The sequence below is a fragment of the Arthrobacter sp. zg-Y820 genome, from assembly GCF_030142155.1.
Lineage (GTDB): Bacteria > Actinomycetota > Actinomycetes > Actinomycetales > Micrococcaceae > Arthrobacter_B.
In genome coordinates this window covers 2778411-2798122 of sequence record NZ_CP126247.1, presented here as the reverse complement: position 1 = coordinate 2798122, position 19712 = coordinate 2778411, and the positions used below count along the sequence as shown (strand labels likewise).

Annotated in this window: 16 protein-coding genes; 7 read left to right on the top strand and 9 right to left on the bottom strand. The window is 64.1% G+C overall.

All coding sequences use genetic code 11. The features are described from left to right. Positions 1 to 4: 4 nt before the first annotated feature. Positions 5 to 586 carry a DoxX family protein gene (locus QNO08_RS12640; RefSeq protein WP_229965157.1) on the bottom strand — a complete coding sequence of 194 codons (582 nt, stop codon included), beginning with the start codon at positions 584 to 586 and terminating at the stop codon, positions 5 to 7. A 201-nt stretch (positions 587 to 787) separates the two neighbouring features. On the opposite strand from QNO08_RS12640, the gene QNO08_RS12635 reads away from it, so the two are divergent. Together QNO08_RS12635 and rsrA are read left to right on the top strand one after the other, a co-directional pair. Continuing rightward, positions 788 to 1627: a sigma-70 family RNA polymerase sigma factor gene (locus tag QNO08_RS12635; RefSeq protein WP_269439144.1), complete on the top strand. Its 840-nt coding sequence runs from the start codon at positions 788 to 790 to the stop codon at positions 1625 to 1627. Continuing rightward, positions 1624 to 1884, top strand: a complete 261-nt coding sequence (gene rsrA, locus QNO08_RS12630; protein ID WP_229965159.1) for a mycothiol system anti-sigma-R factor — start codon at positions 1624 to 1626, stop codon at positions 1882 to 1884. Before QNO08_RS12635 ends, rsrA begins: the two co-directional genes overlap by 4 nt. Before the next feature lie 96 nt (positions 1885 to 1980). Here the strand turns inward: rsrA and QNO08_RS17540 are convergent, their stop codons facing one another. The 7 genes from QNO08_RS17540 to QNO08_RS12600 all read right to left on the bottom strand — a co-directional run bounded on the left by QNO08_RS17540 (position 1981) and on the right by QNO08_RS12600 (position 13263). Further along, complete coding sequence (locus tag QNO08_RS17540) at positions 1981 to 2055, bottom strand: 50S ribosomal protein bL37 (protein WP_369299106.1); 75 nt, start codon at positions 2053 to 2055, stop codon at positions 1981 to 1983. A gap of 91 nt (positions 2056 to 2146) precedes the next feature. Then, complete coding sequence (locus QNO08_RS12625) at positions 2147 to 3934, bottom strand: dipeptide ABC transporter ATP-binding protein (RefSeq protein WP_229965160.1); 1788 nt, start codon at positions 3932 to 3934, stop codon at positions 2147 to 2149. Beyond that, the gene (locus QNO08_RS12620; RefSeq protein WP_229965161.1) at positions 3931 to 4968 is read right to left on the bottom strand and encodes an ABC transporter permease; all 1038 of its coding nucleotides are present in this window, start codon (positions 4966 to 4968) and stop codon (positions 3931 to 3933) included. Before QNO08_RS12620 ends, QNO08_RS12625 begins: the two co-directional genes overlap by 4 nt. A gap of 12 nt (positions 4969 to 4980) precedes the next feature. Further along, a complete protein-coding gene (locus tag QNO08_RS12615) occupies positions 4981 to 6486 on the bottom strand; it encodes an ABC transporter permease (protein WP_284155598.1) in 1506 nt (501 codons plus the stop codon). A gap of 137 nt (positions 6487 to 6623) precedes the next feature. Next, the gene (locus tag QNO08_RS12610) at positions 6624 to 8378 is read right to left on the bottom strand and encodes an ABC transporter family substrate-binding protein (RefSeq protein ID WP_229965163.1); all 1755 of its coding nucleotides are present in this window, start codon (positions 8376 to 8378) and stop codon (positions 6624 to 6626) included. Between the two features lie 384 nt (positions 8379 to 8762). Further along, positions 8763 to 9362 carry a GDSL-type esterase/lipase family protein gene (locus QNO08_RS12605; RefSeq protein WP_229965164.1) on the bottom strand — a complete coding sequence of 200 codons (600 nt, stop codon included), beginning with the start codon at positions 9360 to 9362 and terminating at the stop codon, positions 8763 to 8765. 64 nt (positions 9363 to 9426) lie between these two features. Continuing rightward, positions 9427 to 13263: a multifunctional oxoglutarate decarboxylase/oxoglutarate dehydrogenase thiamine pyrophosphate-binding subunit/dihydrolipoyllysine-residue succinyltransferase subunit gene (locus QNO08_RS12600; protein ID WP_229965168.1), complete on the bottom strand. Its 3837-nt coding sequence runs from the start codon at positions 13261 to 13263 to the stop codon at positions 9427 to 9429. A 557-nt stretch (positions 13264 to 13820) separates the two neighbouring features. On the opposite strand from QNO08_RS12600, the gene QNO08_RS12595 reads away from it, so the two are divergent. The 5 genes from QNO08_RS12595 to QNO08_RS12575 all read left to right on the top strand — a co-directional run bounded on the left by QNO08_RS12595 (position 13821) and on the right by QNO08_RS12575 (position 19170). Next, entirely contained in the window at positions 13821 to 15281 is a 1461-nt protein-coding gene (locus QNO08_RS12595; protein WP_229965169.1) for a hemolysin family protein, read from the top strand. After that, positions 15278 to 16348, top strand: a complete 1071-nt coding sequence (locus QNO08_RS12590) for a hemolysin family protein (protein WP_229965170.1) — start codon at positions 15278 to 15280, stop codon at positions 16346 to 16348. The genes QNO08_RS12595 and QNO08_RS12590 overlap by 4 nt, the downstream gene beginning before the upstream one ends. Before the next feature lie 146 nt (positions 16349 to 16494). Then, positions 16495 to 17499 (top strand): metal ABC transporter substrate-binding protein, encoded by a 1005-nt coding sequence (locus QNO08_RS12585; protein WP_229965171.1) that lies wholly within the window; start codon positions 16495 to 16497, stop codon positions 17497 to 17499. After that, positions 17496 to 18311, top strand: a complete 816-nt coding sequence (locus QNO08_RS12580) for a metal ABC transporter ATP-binding protein (protein ID WP_229965172.1) — start codon at positions 17496 to 17498, stop codon at positions 18309 to 18311. The genes QNO08_RS12585 and QNO08_RS12580 overlap by 4 nt, the downstream gene beginning before the upstream one ends. Then, a complete protein-coding gene (locus QNO08_RS12575) occupies positions 18298 to 19170 on the top strand; it encodes a metal ABC transporter permease (RefSeq protein WP_229965173.1) in 873 nt (290 codons plus the stop codon). The genes QNO08_RS12580 and QNO08_RS12575 overlap by 14 nt, the downstream gene beginning before the upstream one ends. Before the next feature lie 23 nt (positions 19171 to 19193). Here QNO08_RS12575 and QNO08_RS12570 read toward each other — a convergent pair whose 3' ends face one another. Then, positions 19194 to 19628 carry a Fur family transcriptional regulator gene (locus QNO08_RS12570; RefSeq protein WP_229965174.1) on the bottom strand — a complete coding sequence of 145 codons (435 nt, stop codon included), beginning with the start codon at positions 19626 to 19628 and terminating at the stop codon, positions 19194 to 19196. Positions 19629 to 19712: the final 84 nt, after the last annotated feature.

Genomic DNA, 19712 nt, shown 5'->3' with positions numbered 1-19712 from the left:
GTGGCTAGGAACCCACAATGCCGGCTGTGGTGGTGCGGACGGTGCGGTTGGCCTTCTTCAGCTGCTTGGCAGCGTCCTTCTGAATGGCGCGTGTCTTGCGGCCCGCGTCCTTGCCCAGCGACGAAACGCTGCGGCGGGTGTCGTCAGCGAGGTGCCCGGCACGCCAGGCGAGGCCGGGGCGGCCGTTGGTGTCGACTGCCACCAGCAGGACGGCGCCGATGAGTGAGAGGTTCTTCAGGAGGCCCGCACGGCGCGCCTGGCGTTCATCGGAGGTGTCGGTCTCCGCATTCTTGTACTCAACCACCGCATTCAGCACCGCGGTACCCGTAAGCAGCAGGCCGGACAGGCGGGGAAGCTTGCCCAAGGCGAGCAGCGCACCGGCACCTACCTGGGTTGCGCCGAGGACCTTGGCAACCAGCTGGGGGTTGGCGGTGACGGAGGCCGCAGCAGGGACCATGCTGCCAACGCGGTTCAGGGTGGGACGCAGCTGCTCGGCAGTCTGGTCGGCGTCCCGCAGGCGGTCAACCCCGGCCGCAATGAACCCCGTGGCGAGCAGCGGGCGGGCGAGCAAACGGACAACGGACATATTGACCTCCTGGTTGCCGCCCGGTCTCGGAATAGCCGGGCAGAATACTCTTAGTTTTGCACTTTTACGGAGCCGGCACATCTTATGCCGCCGGAGGGGCAGGAACGGTGCGGCGGAATAAGCTCCCGTACGGAAGCGTTGAGCGAACATACGGCATTTCCGCCAAGTGAGGATCTGCCGGCTTCAAGGGACACCGCGGCCATGGCTGCGGCGTCCCCGAATGCAGTGAGGAGAGTGAACGTGCCAGTTGCCTTGGTCACGGCAGATGCGCCGGTAACAGCCGGAGCACCGCCGGATGCAGCATCATTGGTTCAGCTGCGAGTGGAGTCGGGTCGCCGCACCGTAGACTTGAAATTGATGAGAACTGATGCGCCGGAAGGCAGCCCCCAGGTGGAAGACTCCGAGCTGGATGTCGCTTCCGAATCGGAAGAGGCCCGCAAGATACGTTTCGAGCGCGATGCCATGCAGTACGTGGATCAGCTCTATTCCGCGGCCATGCGTATGGCCCGCAATCCCTCCGACGCCGAAGACCTGGTCCAGGAGGCCTACACCAAGGCGTTCTCCGCCTTCCACCAGTACCGTCCCGGAACGAATCTCAAGGCCTGGCTCTACCGGATCCTGACGAATACCTACATCAACCTGTACCGAAAGCGTCAGCGTGAACCGCTGCAGGCAAATTCGGACGGGGTGGAAGACTGGCAGCTCGCCCGCGCCGCGGAGCACAGCTCCACCGGACTGCGGTCGGCTGAGGCAGTGGCCCTCGACCATCTTCCGGACTCCGATGTGAAGGACGCACTGCAGTCCATCCCGGAGGAATTCCGCCTAGCCGTGTATTTCTCCGATGTGGAGGGATTTGCGTACAAAGAAATCTCGGAAATCATGAACACGCCCATCGGTACCGTAATGTCCCGCCTGCACCGGGGCCGCAAAATGCTCCGCGAACTGCTCGCCGAATATGCACACGAACGCGGTATCCGCGGCAAGGCGGCACCTGCCGCCGCCGGTGCTGGCCAGACAAAGAAACAGGGGAACACGCTATGAGCGATTGCCAAAGCCTGGGCGATTGCGAGGACGCCCGCATCGAACGGCTCTACGAGTACCTTGACGGGGCTCTGTCCCATGACGACATCGTGGAAATCCAGGAGCACCTGGACGGGTGTCCCGAATGCGCCGAGGAACACGACCTTGAGTGCGTCATCCGCTCGGTGGTCAAGCGCTCCTGCACGGAGGCTGCACCGGAGACGCTCAAGGCGAGCATCCTGGCTCGAATCAGCCAGATCCAGACCGCCGACCACTAGTTGGCGGCGAGGGCCCAAAAAGAAGAACCCCCGGCAGCCGCAAGGCTCCGGGGGTTCTTCCTTAGTGGCGATGGGCCACACGGCTGAGTCCAAGACTTAAGTGTTGGGACGCTTACCGTGGTTGGCGCCGCCGCGCTTACGATCACGACGCTTGCGTGCACGCTTGCTCATAGCTGCCTCCTTCGTTTTGCTGAAAGTTCTGCCCTCCAGTGTCCCACAGGGTGAGCCCGACAACCTAAACCGGGGCCCGGATGCTTTCGGGTTACGAGACGGAACTGCCCGCGGCCATGATGGCGTTGCGCTGTTCCCGGCGCAGTGCCTGCTCGGCGGGATCCGGGACCGGCGCTGCGGCCAGCAACCGGCGCGTGTACGCGTCCTGCGGATACTTCAGCACCTGTTCCGTTGACCCCTGTTCGACCATGATCCCCTTGTTCAGCACGGCGATATGGCTGGCCAGGATTTCCACCACGGCCAGATCGTGGCTCACAAAGAGGCAGGCGAAGCCGTACTGCTGCTGCAGGTCCTGGAGCAGGGCCAGCACGCGTGCCTGAACCGAAACATCCAGTGCTGACGTGGGTTCGTCGGCCACCAGCAGCGACGGGCGCAGCGAGAGGGCACGGGCAATGCCGACGCGCTGGCGCTGCCCGCCGGAGAGTTCGTGGGGGTAACGGTTGCGGAAGTTGGTTGGCAGCTGGACGTCGTCCAGCAGGCCTTCAACACGGCGGTCCAGGTCAGTGCGGGAGAGCTTCTCGTGGAGGAACAATGGCTCACCGATGGATTCGCCAATGGACATGCGCGGGTTCAGTGAAGCCGCGGGATCCTGGAATACGATGGCGAATTTGCGCCGCAGGGGAAGCATCTCCTTGGGGGAGAGGCCGGCGATGTTGGTGCCGTTGATGTCCACGCTGCCGGCGCTGACCGGAAGCAATCCCGTGACGGCGCGGGCAATGGTTGATTTCCCCGATCCGGACTCGCCCACCAGGCCCATAACCTCGCCGGGGTTGATGACGAAGGAGACGTCCGAGACGGCTTTGAAGCCCGGCTGGCGGAAGCGGCCGGGGTATTCAATCGAAACACCCGTCAGCTGCAGGGCGGGGACTACGCCCGCATCCGGGGTGGCAAGGTCCGCCGACTCCCTGAGCACGGCCCGCGGGGCATCGGTGATTTGCAGCGAACCGTCGTCTTCCACCTCCACCGCGGACAGCACTCCGCCCACTTTGGAACCCAGATGGGGGACGGCAGCCAGCAGCTGCCGGGTGTAGTCCTCGCGCGGATTGTTGAAGAGTTCGGCCACGGGGGCCGCCTCAACGATGCGGCCCTTTTCCATCACCACCACCTTGTCGGCAAGGTCGGCGACCACACCCATGTCGTGCGTGATGAGCATGACGGCACTGTTCAGGCGCCTGTTCAGGTTCCGGAGCAGCTCCAGGACTTCCGCCTGCACCGTAACGTCCAGGGCGGTGGTCGGCTCATCGGCCACGAGCAGGATGGGATCGTTGGCAATGGCGATGGCAATCATGGCCCGCTGGCGCTGGCCGCCGGAGAACTGGTGCGGGTAGGAATCGTAGCGCCGCTCCGGTTCGGGGATTTCCACCATGCGCAGCAGCTCAAGGGCCCGGGCCTTTGCCTGGGCCGGCGAAGCATCAGTGTGCTGTTCGATGATCTCCTTGATTTGTTCGCCCACCGTCAGGACAGGATTAAGCGCCGTCATGGGTTCCTGGAAAATCATGGCGATATCGTTTCCGCGGATTTTCCGGAGGGCGGACTGCGGGACACCGATCAGCTCCTTGCCCTGCAGCTTGGCGCTGCCGGTGGACCGGCCGTTGCCCGGCAGCAGGCCCAGCAGGGCCATGGACGACATGCTCTTGCCGGAACCCGACTCGCCCACAATCGCCAGGATCTCGCCGGGATGGACCGTGAACGAGACATCCTCGGCCGCCATGACCCATTTGTTGTCCACGTTGAATTCGACCCCGAGGCCCGCTACTTCCAGGATCGGGGCCGTGGATGCCAGGGGGCTGACGTCGCTGTACAGGGGTGCCGAGCTCATGCCTTGTTCCTTGTCTGTCGGGGATCAAACGCATCCCGGAGGCCGTCGCCGATGAAGTTCACGGTGAGGGCAATGGCCACGATGAAGAGGCCTGGCCAGAAGAAGAGCCAGGGGCGGGTGGTCATGGCCGCCCGGTTCTCATTGATGAGTTTGCCCAGTGAGGTGTCCGGCGGCTGCACGCCCAAACCTAGGAAGCTCAGCGCGGTCTCCAGCAGGATGGCGCCGGAAATCGCCAGCGTCGCGGACACAATGATGACGCCCACGGTGTTGGGCAGGATGTGCTTGAAGATGATGCGGCTCGAGCTTGCGCCGACGGATTTGGCCGCCTCGACAAACTCCTTCTCCCGCAGGGAGAGGAACTCGCCGCGGACGATGCGGGCCAGGTTGGTCCACGTCAGCAGGCCAAGGAAGACCGCAAAGACCACGATGCCGAAGTCCGAGACGATGCTGGCAAGCACTGCGGCCACGACGAGCAGGGGGATGGTGATGATGACGTCGGTGAAGCGCATCAGGACCGCTTCAGTAAAGCCGCGGAAGTAGCCGGCCAGGGCGCCGATGACGGTCCCGACTGCGGTGCCCACAATGCCGACGATGAAGGCGATGGTCAGGGAAATCTGGGCCCCGCGCATGGTCATGGCGAAGTAGTCTCGTCCCAGGGTGTCCTGGCCGAAAGGATGGTTTCCCAGTCCGGTCCAGGACAGTGTGGGGGCTCCGCCGTCTTCCATCGGCATGACCGACGAGAAGGTATGCGGCCACCAGCCGGGGATGCGGATCGGCCCCACGGAGAGTCCGATCGAGGTGAAGGCCAGCAGGACGATGAAGATCAGTCCGCTCATGCCGGCGAGGGCACCCTTGTGGCGGAAGAACCTCTCCCTGACCAGCTGGCCCTGGCTTTTTGCGGCGGTAATCTCCGGATCGGCAGTCACTGCCCGGGTTGCGGGCGAGTCTGCGATGTTCGTTCGCTGGCTTTCCAGAGTCATGCTCGTCAGTTCCGGACTGCTGCCGGTGGTTCCGGACGGGATTTTTTCAGTCATGATGTCCGCCTATCAGTTCAGGCTAATGCGCGGGTCGAGGAACGCGTACGCGATGTCGGCCAGCATGTTGAAGGTCACCGCGGCTACGCCGGTCACCAGGAAGAACGCCATGATCACGTTCGGATCGACGTCGTGCAGGCCATCCGTAAACATCCTGCCCATGCCGCTCCAGCCGAACACGGCTTCCGTGATCACGGCACCGCCGAGGACTCCGGCGAAATCGAACGCCATCAGGGTGGTGATGGGGATCATCGCATTGCGGAAGGCATGCTTGACAACCACTGACCGTTCGTTCAGGCCCTTGGCCCGTGCCGTCCGGACGTAGTCCTGGTTCATGACTTCGAGCATGCTGGCACGCGTGTACCTGGTGTACGTGGCGAAAGAGATCAGCATGATGGCGATCGTGGGCAGTACCAGGTACAGGGCGTAATCCAGGTTGATTTCCCAGAAGGTGCCCTCCAGGTTCGGCGTCGATGAGCCGGTGGTGGGAATAGGACGGCCGCCATTTTTACGGGACAGGGAGGGGTAGGCACCGAGGAGTGCGTCGATGAAGACGAAGAAGCCGATACTCAGGCCGATGACTGCCGTGAGGTTGCGGGTCTGCTTGGCATAGGGTCCGCCGACGAAGTGGCCGATGGCCAGTGATACGAGCACCGTCAGGACCGCAAGCCCGGCGATGATGGTCCAGCTCGGGTCTTCCATCAGAGGCTGGGTCACCAGGTATCCGATGAATCCGGCGGCTGCCGTGGCAAGTGCGGCGACCAGGATGCGGCGCCGGCGGAAGCCCGCCAGCATGGCCGTGATGCCAAGTGCCAGGCCAAAAGCCGTGAAGAACAGGCCAATCGGGCCCAGCCCCGGTGTTTTGAACCAGTTCGAGATGAGCAGCAGATAGAACGTGACCGAGGTGCCAACGGCAACAATGGCGAAGACACGCAGACGGCGCCGCCGGTCTCCGCCGAGGGCTACGGCCCCGACGATTCCGGCAACCAGTCCTATGCCTGCTATGCCCAGATACGACATTTGGGGATTAGAGAGCCAGGTGTTCAGGTTGATCGCCAGGTACTGCTTGAGCAGGGTGGAGAGCCAGAACAGCGGCATGGAGAAGAGCAGGAAAGCAACGAAGGTGATGGAGTAATCGAAGACGCTGTACTGGCGCAGGGCGGTGACCAGGCCGATCGCAACACCGAGGAAAAGGGCGACGAGGGTGGCGACAACAACGAGCCGGAACGTCGAGCCGATGGCGGTCTGCAGCTGTTCGATGACGGGATTGCCGGCCCGGTTCAGGCCCAGCGTGCACTCGGCGCCCCCGGGAATGATGCACCGGCCCACTTCCTGCAGCCACAGCAGGTAACGAACCGCCACGGGTTCGTCCAGGTGGAGCGCCGCAGTGGTCTGGGCGATGCGTGCGTCGCGTTCAGCGCTTTGCAGTTCGAAGAATTCTTGGAGGGGATCTCCCGAGTTGACGGCCAGGACGAACATCAGCACGGTGGCTGCGAGCAGGATGAAGAACGAGGTCACCGCTCTTTTAAGGATGAAGAAGAACACCGAAGGCTCCTATGGGGATGGTACGAAAAGCCGTTGCGGCACAAAGCCGGGATGGGCAGACCACTGGTCTGCCCATCCCGGCTTCTAACCGTTGAGGCGCGAGGCCTTGGTTAGGCCTGCTTGGTCCACTTGAAGGCGTTCCATGTCACGCCGCTCTGAGTGGGGTTGTACTCCACGTTCTCCATGCCGGAGTTGTGGGCAACAATGTCGGCCTGGGTGTAAAGAACGACGTTGTAGACGTCCTTGGCCAGTTCCTCTTCGAGTTCCTTCTTCAGCTCCAGCACCTTGTCGGCTTCAGTGGTGCGGGCAATTTCGTCCCACAGCTCGTCGACCTTTTCGCTCTTGAACTTGCCGTAGTTCTGGACGCCCTCGGAGTCGTAGATCGACTGTGCGCTGGCTACCAGGCCTGAACCGGACCAGCCGAAGAGTGCGGCATCCCAGGAGCCGAGCTCATCGAGCTTCGCGGTCCACTCGGCGTCGGGGGTGGCGATGATGTTGAAGCCGGCCTGGTCGCAGGAATCCTTGATCAGGGCAGTGATATCGGCGCGCACCTGGCTTGCCGACGAGAACAGCATACGGACGTCAACGGGCTCGGTCTTGCCGGCCTCTTCCATCAGCGCCTTGGCGCCTTCGAGGTCAACCTCGTCGTATTCGCTGGCGGACGGGGCTGCTTCAAGAACTTCGTCGTATTCCGGCTGCGACTGCTGGAAGTCGCGCAGGTTCAGCACGGTGGCCTCCGGGTCGACCGGCTTGACGAACTTGTCCACGATGTCCTGGCGCGGAACGCACTTGGAGAAAGCCTGGCGGACCTTGAGGTCCTTGAACACGCCGTTTTCGGACTGGTCCAGGTCAATGTGGGTGAACGTCATGCCCGTACCGGTAAGCAGGGAGACCGACTCACCGATGGCTTCGATCTGGTCCTTGGTGTCACCGGTGGGACCGGACGGTTCAATGATGTCCACGTCACCGTTCTGCAGCGCCTGCACGGCTTCGGTGTCCTCGATGGTCTTGAAGACAATGCTCTCCGTGGCACCCTGGCGCTCTTCGCCCCAGTAATTCTCATTCTTGGTCAGCGTCAGGTTTCCGCCGGCTGCGTTGTCCAGAATGTACGGGCCGGAGGAGGGGATCAGTGCTGCATCGGGAAGCGAGGGGAGGCCCTCGGCATAACCCCAGCCGGTGTTCCAGAACTCGGCAACAGGCTTCAGGGAAGCCAGGTCGTTGTCCTGGATCGCGGCGACGAGTGCCTCGCCGTCGTTTTCAACGCTCAGTCCGCCCTGCTCAGCCGCGATATGGGCGGGCATGAGGGAACCGATCATCACGTTTTCCCAGTCGGCGTACGGAGTCTCGTAGACGTACTCGAACTCCTTGGACCCGGCTTCGCCCTCGGGCATCGACAGGTATTCGTAGCCGTTGTTGGAGGAGGGCTCGAAGATTTCGGCTTCGCCCTCCAGGACCTTGCCGGAGAAAGCCGCCCAGTTCAGCAGGACGTCGTCGAAGTCGATCGGCGTGCCGTCGGACCATACGGCGTCCTCGTTGATGGTGTACTTCACGGTCAGGGGATCATCACTGACCTTTTCGAAGGTGCCGAACTCCTCGTTGCGGATGACGCCTTCGGGGCTGTACTCCGAGAAGTTGCTGTGCACCAGGTTGTCCACGTAGGTGTTGTACACGCTGTTGGACTTGGACGTTCCGCCGTTGTAGAAGTCCGGCGCCTGGCTAATGGCTACGGAAATGGACGACGCGAGGTTGGCGTCCTCCGTGGTGTCGGATTCGGCGGTTTCGCCGCCTCCGGCTGAACCGCAGGCGCCAAGGAAGAGCGCTCCCACGGAAAGTGCGGCAAGAGTTGCCGTGCGCTTTGTACGCATTCGTAGTCCTAACTGAGGATGAGTCGTCAGGAACCACCATCGGCGGCTCCCCCAAAGCGGCCGTGATGACCGCCACATGTCCGAAAGACTAGCCACTATTTGTTTCCAGTGTGCAAACTGTTAGCGGATGTTAACCGATCGTTACCTGAGCGGCTTGGGGAAAAGCGGTGCAGGACCATGTCAGGGCGTCGCCGGAGCCTGCGCCGCGGAGTTTCCACCCGCTGTTCTGCGGGCGTGTCGCAACGGCGCGGTGTGCGTCAAGGGTGCCGTGTCACGGGCACAGTTTGTCTTAACGAAACGAGGGCCCTCGGCTGCTGCCGGGGCCCTCATTTCAATACGGCTTATTCGGATGTCCTCTCAGGATGTCCGGTAAAGCCTTGCCGCTCAGTTCATTTCCGGCAGGTCCAGCCAGCGGTACCACCCGCGGTGCAGGACCAGCCAGGCGATCAGGCCGTAACCTGCCTGCCCGGGAGTGCCGCCGTTGGAAGCCAGATCGGTGCGCCACTGCTCGTGATTCAGCAGCGGGGTGAGGGTGTCCACATACACATGCTTGCGCCGTGTCGTCACGTCGCCGAAAGCAGCGGACAAATCCGAAATTCGGCGGTTCCGCTCAGCATCCAGGCAGGGCGGGGGGCCCACAACGAAGACTTTAATGTTCATCTGCGCCGCACCGTCCAGGATATTGGCGAGGTTGAGGCGGCTGCGCGCCGTCGACAAGCCAAGGTCAAGGTCGCGGTCCGACAGCCCGATTACCAAGCGGTTCTCGCAGCGGTCATCGAACCGGCGTCCCGCTTCCTGCAGCCAGCGGTTGGCGAGGGATTCAGTCCCCTCCTGGGGCGCAGCCAGTGCGTACGCCTGAACGCTCACGTTTTCGGGCGTGGTGCGGGCCAAGACTCGGCCCAGCCAGCCCAGGGCCCGCGGGTCTCCGTGCCCGGCCAGCAGCTCGTCCCCAACGGCTGCAAGCCTGATTTTGCGTTGTTCCACTAGTCACCTTCTCCGGTCACAAAAAACGGGGTGGGGCGCCACCGGCGCCCCACCCCAACTTAGCCTACTGGCGTTCGAAGGCCTTCTTGACAAGGATGTCCTGCTCGACGGCGTGGCGCTTGGCCGAGCCGGTCGCCGTGGACGCCGATGCCGGACGCGAGACCAGGCGCAGCGGCCGGTCCAGCTGTGCCGGCAGGTTCAGGCCGATGAACGGCCACGGACCCTGGTTGGCGGGTTCGTCCTGTGCCCAGACGACGTCGGCGTTCGGGTACTTGGAGATCGCGGCTTGGATCTCCGCTGCGGGCAACGGGTAAAGCTGCTCGACGCGGACGATCGCCGTCTTCTCGTCGCCGGTCTTCTGGCGGTTGGCCAGCAGATCGTAGTACAGGCGGCCGGAGACCAGGAGCACGCGTTCGACGGCGTTCGCGTCAAGGTCCGCGTGTTCCGGAATGACCGGCTGGAACGAACCCTGGGTGAAGTCCTCAACCGAGGTTGCCGCCGCCTTGAGGCGAAGCAGCTGCTTCGGCGTGAAGATGATCAGCGGCTTGCGCGGACGGCTGTAGGCCTGGCGCCGCAGCAGATGGAAGTGCGAGGCTCCCGTGGTGGGGTTGGCAACAATCATGTTGTCCTCGGCGCACATCTGCAGGAAACGCTCGATCCGGGCCGAGGAATGGTCCGGGCCCTGTCCCTCGTAGCCGTGCGGCAGCATCAGCACCAGCGACGAGCGCTGGCCCCACTTCTGCTCGGCGGAGGAAATGAACTCGTCGATGATGGTCTGGGCGCCGTTGACGAAGTCGCCGAACTGAGCCTCCCACAGCACGAGGGCGTCCGGGCGCTCCACCGAGTAACCGTATTCGAAGCCCATGGCGGCGAATTCCGAAAGCAGCGAATCGTAGATCCACAGCTTTGCCTGGTTCGGGTCAAGCTCGGCCAGGGGCGTCCACTCGGCGCCGGTGGCGCGGTCGTGGAAGGTGGCATGGCGCTGGGTGAACGTGCCGCGGCGCGAGTCCTGTCCTGCCAGGCGTACGGGCACGCCTTCCATGACCAGGGAGCCGAACGCGGCAATTTCGGCGAAGCCCCAGTCGATGCCGCCTTCACGCGACATCTGCTCGCGCTTCTCCAGCAGGGCCTTGAGCTTCGGATGGACGGTGAAGCCTTCGGGCACGGCGATGTGGGCCTTGCCGATGTGCGCCAGGACCTCGGCGGAGATGGCCGTGGAGGCCGGCGACACGATGGTGCTGCCTTCCTGCTGGGACGCGGGGCGCTCCAGATCGGAAACGGCTTCGGTGTCCTTGGTGATGACCGGCAGGGGAGAGGTCTGGGCGGCGTGCGTTTCAGCAAAGACCCGTTCCAGCCGGCCCTGGTAGTCACGCAGTGCCTGTTCGGCCTCTTCCTGGCTGATGTCACCGCGTCCGATCAGGGACTCGGTGTACAGCTTGCGCACCGAGCGCTTCGCCTCGATCAGGCTGTACATCATGGGCTGCGTCATCGAGGGATCATCACCCTCGTTGTGGCCGCGGCGGCGGTAGCAAACCATGTCGATGACGACATCCTTGTTGAAGCGCTGCCGGTAGTCGTAGGCCAGCTGAGCAATGCGCACCACCTGCTCCGGATCGTCACCGTTCACATGGAAGATCGGTGCCTGAACCATCTTGGCGACATCGGTGGAGTACACCGAGGACCGAGATGACGTGGGGGAGGTGGTGAAGCCGACCTGGTTGTTCACCACAATGTGGATGGTTCCGCCGGTGCGGTAGCCGCGCAGCTGGGACAGGTTCAGGGTTTCCGCAACCACGCCCTGGCCGGCGAAGGCCGCGTCGCCGTGGATGAGGATCGGCAGGACGGGGAATTCGTCGCCCTTGTCCAGCCGGTCCTGCTTGGCCCGCACGATGCCTTCGAGGACGGAGTCCCCGGCTTCGAGGTGCGAGGGGTTGGCGGCCAGATAGACCTTGGTCTGGTTGCCGTTGTCGGAGGTGAAGGTGCCTTCGGTGCCGAGGTGGTACTTGACGTCACCGGAGCCCTGCACGCTGCGCGGGTCCTGGGTGCCTTCGAATTCGCGGAAGACCTGGGCATAGGTCTTGCCGGCGATGTTGGTCAGCACGTTCAGCCGGCCGCGGTGGGCCATGCCGATGCCGACTTCGGACATGCCGTCGTCGGCCGCGCCTGAAATCACGGTGTCCAGGAGCGGAATCAGGGATTCGCCGCCTTCAAGCGAGAAGCGCTTCTGGCCGACGAACTTCGTCTGCAAGAACGTCTCGAAGGCCTCGGCCGCGTTGAGCTTGCTCAGGATGCGCAGCTGCTCTTCGCGGGTCGGCTTGCTGTACTTGGTCTCCAGGCGGTCCTGGAACCACTCGCGCTCGGCCGGGTCCTGGATGTGCATGTACTCGATGCCCGCGGTGCGGCAGTAGGCATCGCGGAGCACGCCGAGGATCTTGCGCAGCTTCAGCATCGGCTTGCCGCCGAAACCGCCGGTGGGCCACTCGCGGTCCAGGTCCCACAGCGTCAGGCCGTGGTTCAGGATGTCCAGGTCGGCGTGGCGGCGCTGAACATATTCCAGCGGGTTGGTATCGGCCATCAGGTGGCCGCGGACGCGGTAGGAGTGGATCAGCTGCTGGATGCGCGCAACCTTGTTGATCTGCTCTTCCGGGTTGACCTGGATGTCAGGGCTCCAGCGGACCGGCTCGTACGGGATGCGCAGCGATTCGAAGATCTCGTCATAGAAGCCCTGCTCGCCGAGGAGCAGCTGGTGAATAATGCGCAGGAACTCTCCGCTGCCGGCACCCTGAATGACGCGGTGGTCATAGGTGGAGGTCAGGGTGATGATCTTGGAAATGGCGTTGCGCGCCAGGATCTTCTCGCTGGACCCCTGGAACTCTGCCGGATAGTCAAGGGCGCCGGCGCCGATGATGCAGGCCTGGCCCTTGGAGAGGCGCGGCACGGAGTGGACCGTTCCGATGCCGCCCGGGTTGGTCAGAGAAATGGTGGTGCCCTTGTAATCGTCAGCCGTGAGCTTGCCGTTGCGGGCCTTCTTCACGAGCTCTTCGTAGGCATGCCAGAACTCCGAGAAGTTCAGGGTCTCGGCCTTCTTGATGTTCGGGACCACGAGGAGACGGGTGCCGTCCGGCTTGGGCATGTCAATGGCCAGGCCGAAGTTTACGTGCGCAGGCTGGACAGCAACGGGCTTGCCGTCCACGACGTCGTAATACACGTTCTGGGACGGGAACATGGCGGCCGCACGGATGATGGCGTAGCCAAGCAGGTGGGTGAAGGACACCTTGCCGCCGCGGGCGCGCTCAAGATGGCTGTTGATGACGATCCGGTTGTCAATCAGCAGCTTGGCCGGAACGGCACGGACCGTGGTGGCCGTGGGAACGCTCAGGCTGAGGTCCATGTTGGTGGCGATGGCCTTGGCCGGGCCGCGCAGGACACTGACCTTGTCATCCTCAGTCGCCGCTTTGTTGGGCTGGGTCTTGGGCAGCTGGGCCGGAATCGGAGGAGTCTTGCTCTCAGCTTCGGCTTTCGCCTCGGCGGGCTTGGAATCCTTGGCAGCGGAATTCGGTGCTGCCGTTTCCTTGGCGACCGGGGGCTTGCCGGACTGCTGGGTCGAAGCAGGGGATTCCCCGGAGGCCTTCGGCTTGGCCGCTTCAGCCTGCACTACCGGAAGCTGGCGCGTGGCCGGGTTGGCGGCCGACTGTTCCCGAGGGGCGGAGCCGTTGGCAGCGGAGCCGTTTCCGGCGGTGCCGGAGCCCTGCGCCTCGCCGTCCTTGAAGGAGTCGAAGATGCTCCACCACTTCTTGTCAACCGAGTTTTTATCCTTCAGGTACTGCTCGTAGAGTTCATCGACAAGCCACTCGTTGCCGCCGAATTCTTCCGGCAGCCGGTGGTTGGATTGGTCTGGCACTGTTAATACGCCTCTTCCATGAGTTGCCTTTTGCCCTGATTGGCACCATGTCTGAGGGCTGAAACCCACAAAGCTCACTGGTGCGGCTCGGCCGGTGAGCAGTGACCGAGACTTCATGCCAGTCTAGTGACATTTCGGGACAACTGGCCAATTCCCGTTTGACATCCATCACGTTCCTGCTCCGCCGGCCCCCGGCCCCGAACAACGGCCGCTCCGAAGCGCAGGGGCGCCGGTGTCTGCAATGTGTGTACTTGTGGCGGCCTGTGGCGGCGAAAATTCAAACCTGTAAACTGGAAAATCTATGGACAGTTTCTCTAGGCGCCGGCCTGCAACCCGGTCCGCAGCTCCTGCGGACCGCTCGCACAGAGCCGGCCACGCCCGAACCCAGACGCACCGAACCCCTCCTGCCGCATCGGAGCCTTCCAGACCGGCCTCGGCCGATCATCCTCCGCCTGCACCGCGCAGCGATAATTCTCCAACCCTTCGTTTCCCCGGAACTTCCGGAACCGATCCGGCCGCGGAACTGTTCCGCCGCCCAGTTGCGGTGGAGGCCTAATATGGAATGGCTGTATCTAGCCTTTGGCCTGGTGCTGATTCTCGGCACCGGTTTTTTTGTGGCAGTCGAGTTTTCCCTGGTGGCACTGGACCAGCCGACGGTCCGCCGCGCGGTGGAAAACGGCGACAAGGCGGCAGAGCCGCTGCTGCGCTGCCTGACTTCCCTGTCCACCCAGCTCTCCAGCTGCCAGCTGGGCATTACCCTGACGACGCTGCTCACCGGATTTGTCATGGAGCCCTCGGTGGGCAGGCTGCTGCAGCCTCCGCTGGCCGGTCTGGGACTGCCGCCCGTCGCCGTGGACTCCGTCTCGGTAGTGGCCGCCATGATTCTCGCGACCTTCCTGTCCATGCTGCTGGGTGAGCTCATCCCCAAGAACATGTCCATTTCGCTGCCCTTCCGCATGGGACGGGCCCTGGCCCGTCCTCAGCTGGCGTTCACCGTGCTGTTCAAGCCGGCCATCCTGCTGCTGAACGGATTCTCCAACAAGGTGCTGCACCTCTTCGGCTTGGAGGCCAAGGAAGAGGTGACCGGCGCGCGTACGCCCGCCGAGTTGTCCTCCATGGTCCGCCGCTCGGCCGAAATGGGCACTCTGGACCAGGGCACCGCAAACTTCCTGTCCCGCACCTTTTCGTTTGCGGAGCGTACGGCTGCGGATGTCATGACGCCCCGCATCCGGCTGGAGACCATTGATTCCGAGCAGTCGGTGGCCGATGTCATCGAGGCCGCCCGACGAACCGGCTATTCCCGCTTTCCCGTCCTCGGGGATTCCCCGGATGACATCCGCGGCGTGGTCCACGTCAAGAAGGCGGTGGCCGTGCCGCGCAGCCGGCGGGACCACCTCCCCGCCGGCGCCATCATGAGCGAGGTGCTGCGCGTGCCGGAGACGGTTCACCTGGACAGCCTGCTTTCCGAACTGCGCGGAGCCAACCTCCAGCTCGCCGTCGTCCTCGACGAGTGGGGCGGAACCGCCGGCGTCGCCACGCTGGAAGACCTCGTGGAGGAGATTGTCGGAGAAGTCTCCGACGAACACGACAAGATCAAGCCCGGGGTGCTGCAAAGTGCGGCGGGCGCCTGGTATTTCCCCGGCATCATGCGGCCTGATGAAGTCTCCCGGCTGGTGCCGCTGCTGAACATCCCGGACGAAGCCGGTTACGAGACCGTGGGCGGATACATCATGGCCGAGCTCGGACGGATTGGCCGGGCGGGTGACCACGTGGAGGTCGACGGCGGCCTGCTGGAGGTCGAGCGCATGGACGGGCGCCGGATCGACCGCGTCAGTTTCGTTCCGCAGGAAAACGAGGACGATCCCGCCGCAGCCGATGAAAGCGTGCAGCCACCCGGGCAGGAGTCCGGCACACAGTCCGCTGCGCGGCAGGCCGCAGCTCGGGAAGCCGCAGTTCAGGATGCCGCAGCGAAAAGATCAGCGGCGAAGGATGCCGCCGGCAAGGGGGACCAGCGATGAGTGACCTGATGGGCATTTTCTGGCTGGTGGTGCTGCTGATCGGCAACGCCTTCTTCGTGGGCAGCGAGTTTGCCGTGATGTCGGCCCGCCGCAGCCAGATAGAACCGCTGGCCGACGCCGGCTCCAAGCGGGCAAAGACCACGCTCTGGGCCATGGAACATGTGTCCCTGATGCTCGCTTGCGCGCAGCTGGGCATCACCGTGTGCTCGCTGCTGATCCTCTCCGTGGCCGAACCGGCAATCCACCATCTGCTGGCTGCTCCGCTGGAGGCCATTGGGCTGCCGGTGGAAATCGCCGACGGCGCCGGGTTCCTGGTGGCCCTGCTGATCGTTACCTTCCTGCACGTGACCTTCGGGGAGATGGTTCCGAAGAACATTTCCGTGTCCGTGGCAGACCGGGCGGCGCTCCTGCTGGCGCCCCCGCTGGTGCTCATTTCCCGGGTGGTGCGGCCGATCATCTTCAGCCTGAACTGGCTGGCGAACCACGCACTGCGGGCCATGGGCATCACGCCCAAGGACGAGGTTGCCTCGGCGTTCACGCTGGAGGAGATGCAGTCGATCGTGGAGGAATCCACCAAGCACGGGACAGTTGCCGATGACTCCGGAGTCATCTCCGGTGCCCTGGAGTTTTCCGGGCAGTCGGCGGGCACCGTCATGGTTCCGCTCGACGAGCTCGTCACGCTGCGCACGGACACCACTCCGGCGGAGTTCGAGAAGGCGGTGGGACGCACCGGGTTCTCCCGGTTTGTCCTCATGGACGAGCAGGGAAACCTGACGGGCTACATGCACCTGAAGGACATCATGGCCATTCCGGCCGATGCCTACGACCGGCCGCTGACCGAGAACAAGGTGCGGACCCTGGCGAACCTTCGGCTGGACGACGAAATCGAGCACGCCCTGGCCACCATGCAGCGCACCGGTTCCCACCTGGCGCGTGTTTTGGGCCCGGACAACCAGACGCGCGGAGTGCTCTTCCTGGAGGACATCATTGAGCAGCTGGTGGGCGAGATCCGGGATGCCACCCAGGCGCAGGGCTTCCGCCGGTCCGGAGAAAGCTACTCGGAATAGGTCCCGGGCGGGCCCGCGGCAACAACGCAGGCTTTGATGCGAATGATTCGCGTTTAGGTTATGCTGGTGGGAGTTCTGCAGCGCAGGGCTCCCGCCAGACTCTTTTAATCTTCACCATCCACGCCGGAACAGGGACACCAACACTTATGCAACGCTTCTCCGTCCGTCTTGCCGGGGTCCTCCTGACCGGCGGAGCCCTTGCCCTGACCGGCTGTTCGGCAAGCCCGGACTCCGATTCCGCCGGCACGGGGGAGGACACACTTGACATCGTTGCCTCCACCAACGTGTACGGCAACATCATGGAGACCGTGGGCGGGGACGCCGTCAACGTCACGTCGATCATCGACCGGCCGAGCCAGGATCCGCACTCCTACGAGGCCTCGGCCCGCGACAAGCTGGCCGTCACCGATGCCGACCTGGTGGTGCTTAACGGCGGAGGATTCGACACCTTCATGGAACAGCTGGTTGCCGACGCCGGCATCGACAGCGCCGACGTCCTCAACCCGGTCGAAATCTCCGGACTGGAGGACGCCGAAACCCACGACGACGGCGCCGGCGCGTCCCCGGATGCCTCAGCCGAATCGGAGGGCGATGACCATGACCATGACCATGGCGGGCACGAGCACGGGTCCTTCAACGAACACGTCTGGTACAGCCCCGAAGCGATGGGGCTGCTCGCCGAAGCCGCAGCGGAACGCCTGGCAGTCCTGGACCCGGACAATGCATCCGCCTACCGCGACAACGCCGCTGAATTTGAGGACGGCATAACGGACCTCACTGCTGACCTGGCCGAAGACAAGGCGGCAGCGGGCGGGCGGAATGTGGCCGTCACCGAACCCGTTCCCGAGTATCTCTTCGAAGCCGCCGGCCTGCACAACGTCACTCCGGCCGACTTCACGTCGGCCGTCGAGGCGGGCTCCGACGTCCCCCCGGCCGTGCTGAACGAGCTGCAGGAACTGCTGCGTTCCGGTTCGATTGCCTTCCTGGCCTTCAACACCCAGACTGCAACGTCACAAACCGAAGCTGTCCGCACCACGGCGGAAGAGGCCGGCGTCCCGGTCCTGGACTTCTCCGAAACCCTTCCCGAAGGCTCGGACTACCTGACCTGGATGGGCGAAAACGTGGCTTCCATCGACGACGTGCTGCGGTGACCGGTCCGGTAGTACGCCTGCGGAACGCGGGGCTGTCCTTCGGGCGCCGGACCCTGTGGGACGGACTGGACCTGGACATCAGGGCCGGTGAATTCCTCGCCGTGCTGGGGCCCAATGGGTCCGGCAAGACCAGTTTCCTCAAAGTCCTGCTGGGGCTGCAGGAGCTCACCCAGGGCTCAGTGGAGATCAATGGGCAGCCAGCCAGGCGCGGCAGCCCCGACATCGGCTACATCCCCCAGCAGAAAGCCTTTGGACCGGGAACCCCGCTGCGGGCCCGGGACCTCGTGGGCCTGGGCGTGGACGGCAACAAGTGGGGGCTGCGCCTGAAGCGGGCACCCGTTCGGCGCCGCGTTGACCAGCTGCTGGAACAGGTCGGAGCCACCAGATACGCCAATGAGCCGGTGGGCCTGCTCTCGGGCGGCGAGGTTCAACGGCTGCGCGCTGCCCAGGCGCTGGCCACTGACCCCGACCTGCTGCTGTGCGACGAGCCGCTGCTGTCCCTGGATCTGCACCACCAGCAGGCCATCAGTGCGCTGATCGACCGGAGGTGCCACGAGCAGGGTTCCGCCGTGGTGTTTGTGACCCACGAGATCAATCCCGTGATCGACTACGTGGACCGCGTCCTGTACCTGGCCGGCGGCACCTTCCGCACCGGCACGCCGGCGGAAGTGCTCCGTTCGGATGTGCTGTCCGAAATGTACGGCAGCCGGGTGGAAGTGCTCCGCAGCCACGGCCGGATCGTTGTCCTCGGCATCCCCGACGCCACCACCCACGTACACGGAGAAAGCGAGGACGAGCATGGACTTGCGTGAATTCTTCTCCGCCGTCTTCGACTTCAGCGACTACGGGCAGCTGCTGCCGCTGGTCACCAATTCCATCTGGGCTGCCGCGATCCTTGGGCTCGTGGGCGGGCTGATCGGCACCTTTGTCCTGATGCGCGATCTTGCCTTCGCAGTGCACGGGATCGCCGAACTGTCCTTCGCCGGTGCAGCTTTTGCGCTGCTGATCGGCGCCAACGTGGTCCTTGGTTCCCTCATCGGTTCCGTGGCCGCCGCGCTCCTGCTGGCCGTGATGGGGCTGAAAGCGCGGGACCGCAACTCGGTGACGGGCGTCATCATGCCGTTCGGCCTCGGCCTGGGGATCCTGTTCCTTGGCCTCTACGAGGGCCGGTCGGCCAACAAATTCGGGCTGCTGACCGGGCAGATCGTTGCCGTGGACACCGTGCAGCTGAACCTGCTGGCCGGCACCGCCGTCGTCGTCATGGCCGGTCTTGTCCTGATCTGGCGGCCGCTGACCTTCGCCAGCGCCGACCCGGAACTGGCCGAAGCACGAGGCGTCCCGGTGCGCGTGCTGTCCATTGTCTTCATGATCCTGCTGGGGCTGTCGGTTGCCCTGTCGATCCAGGTTGTCGGCGCCCTGCTCGTGCTGTCGCTGCTGATCACGCCCTCGGCGGCCGCGCTGCTGGTGACGTCCTCCCCGCGGCTGGTGGTGCTGCTCAGCGTGCTGTTTGCCGTGGCCTCATCCGTGGGCGGCATCCTGCTGGCGCTGGGCGGACGGATTTCGATCAGCCCGTACATCACGACGATCTCGTTCCTGATCTACCTGGCTTGCCGGCTCATCAAGCGCAGCCGCACCAGGGGGCGGGTCCGGACGGGCGCGGCCGCCGCCTAGCGGCAACGCTGAAGAATCCGCGCCTAGGACCCTGACGCTTCCGAACATTCAGGGCAGAGTCCGAAGATCTCCACTGTGTGGGCAACCTCGGTGAAGCCGTACTGGGCACCCAGGCCCGCGGCCCAGGCCTCCACGGCCGGTGCCTCGACTTCCACCGCTTTGCCGCAGCTGCGGCACACCAGGTGATGATGGTGGTGCTCGACGGCGCAGCGGCGGTAGAGCGCCTCGCCCTCGCCGTTGCGGAGCACGTCCACCTGGTTGTCCTCGGCCATGGACTGGAGAATGCGGTAGGTCGTGGCCAAGGAAATGCTGTCGCCGCGCTCGTGCAGCAGGCGGTAAAGCTCCTGCGTGCTGATGAAGTCATCGAGCTCATCCAGGGTTCGGCCCACCGCCAGGCGCTGGCGTGTGACCCGCTGCTCCGGGCCGCGCTTGGCGGGCTGGGACGTCTCGGATGACATGCTCACTCCTTGGAACGGTGATGCCCGGGCCGGCGGGCCGGATAATCCGGAAGCTGCACCGGCAGCTGAACTGAACTCACCGAC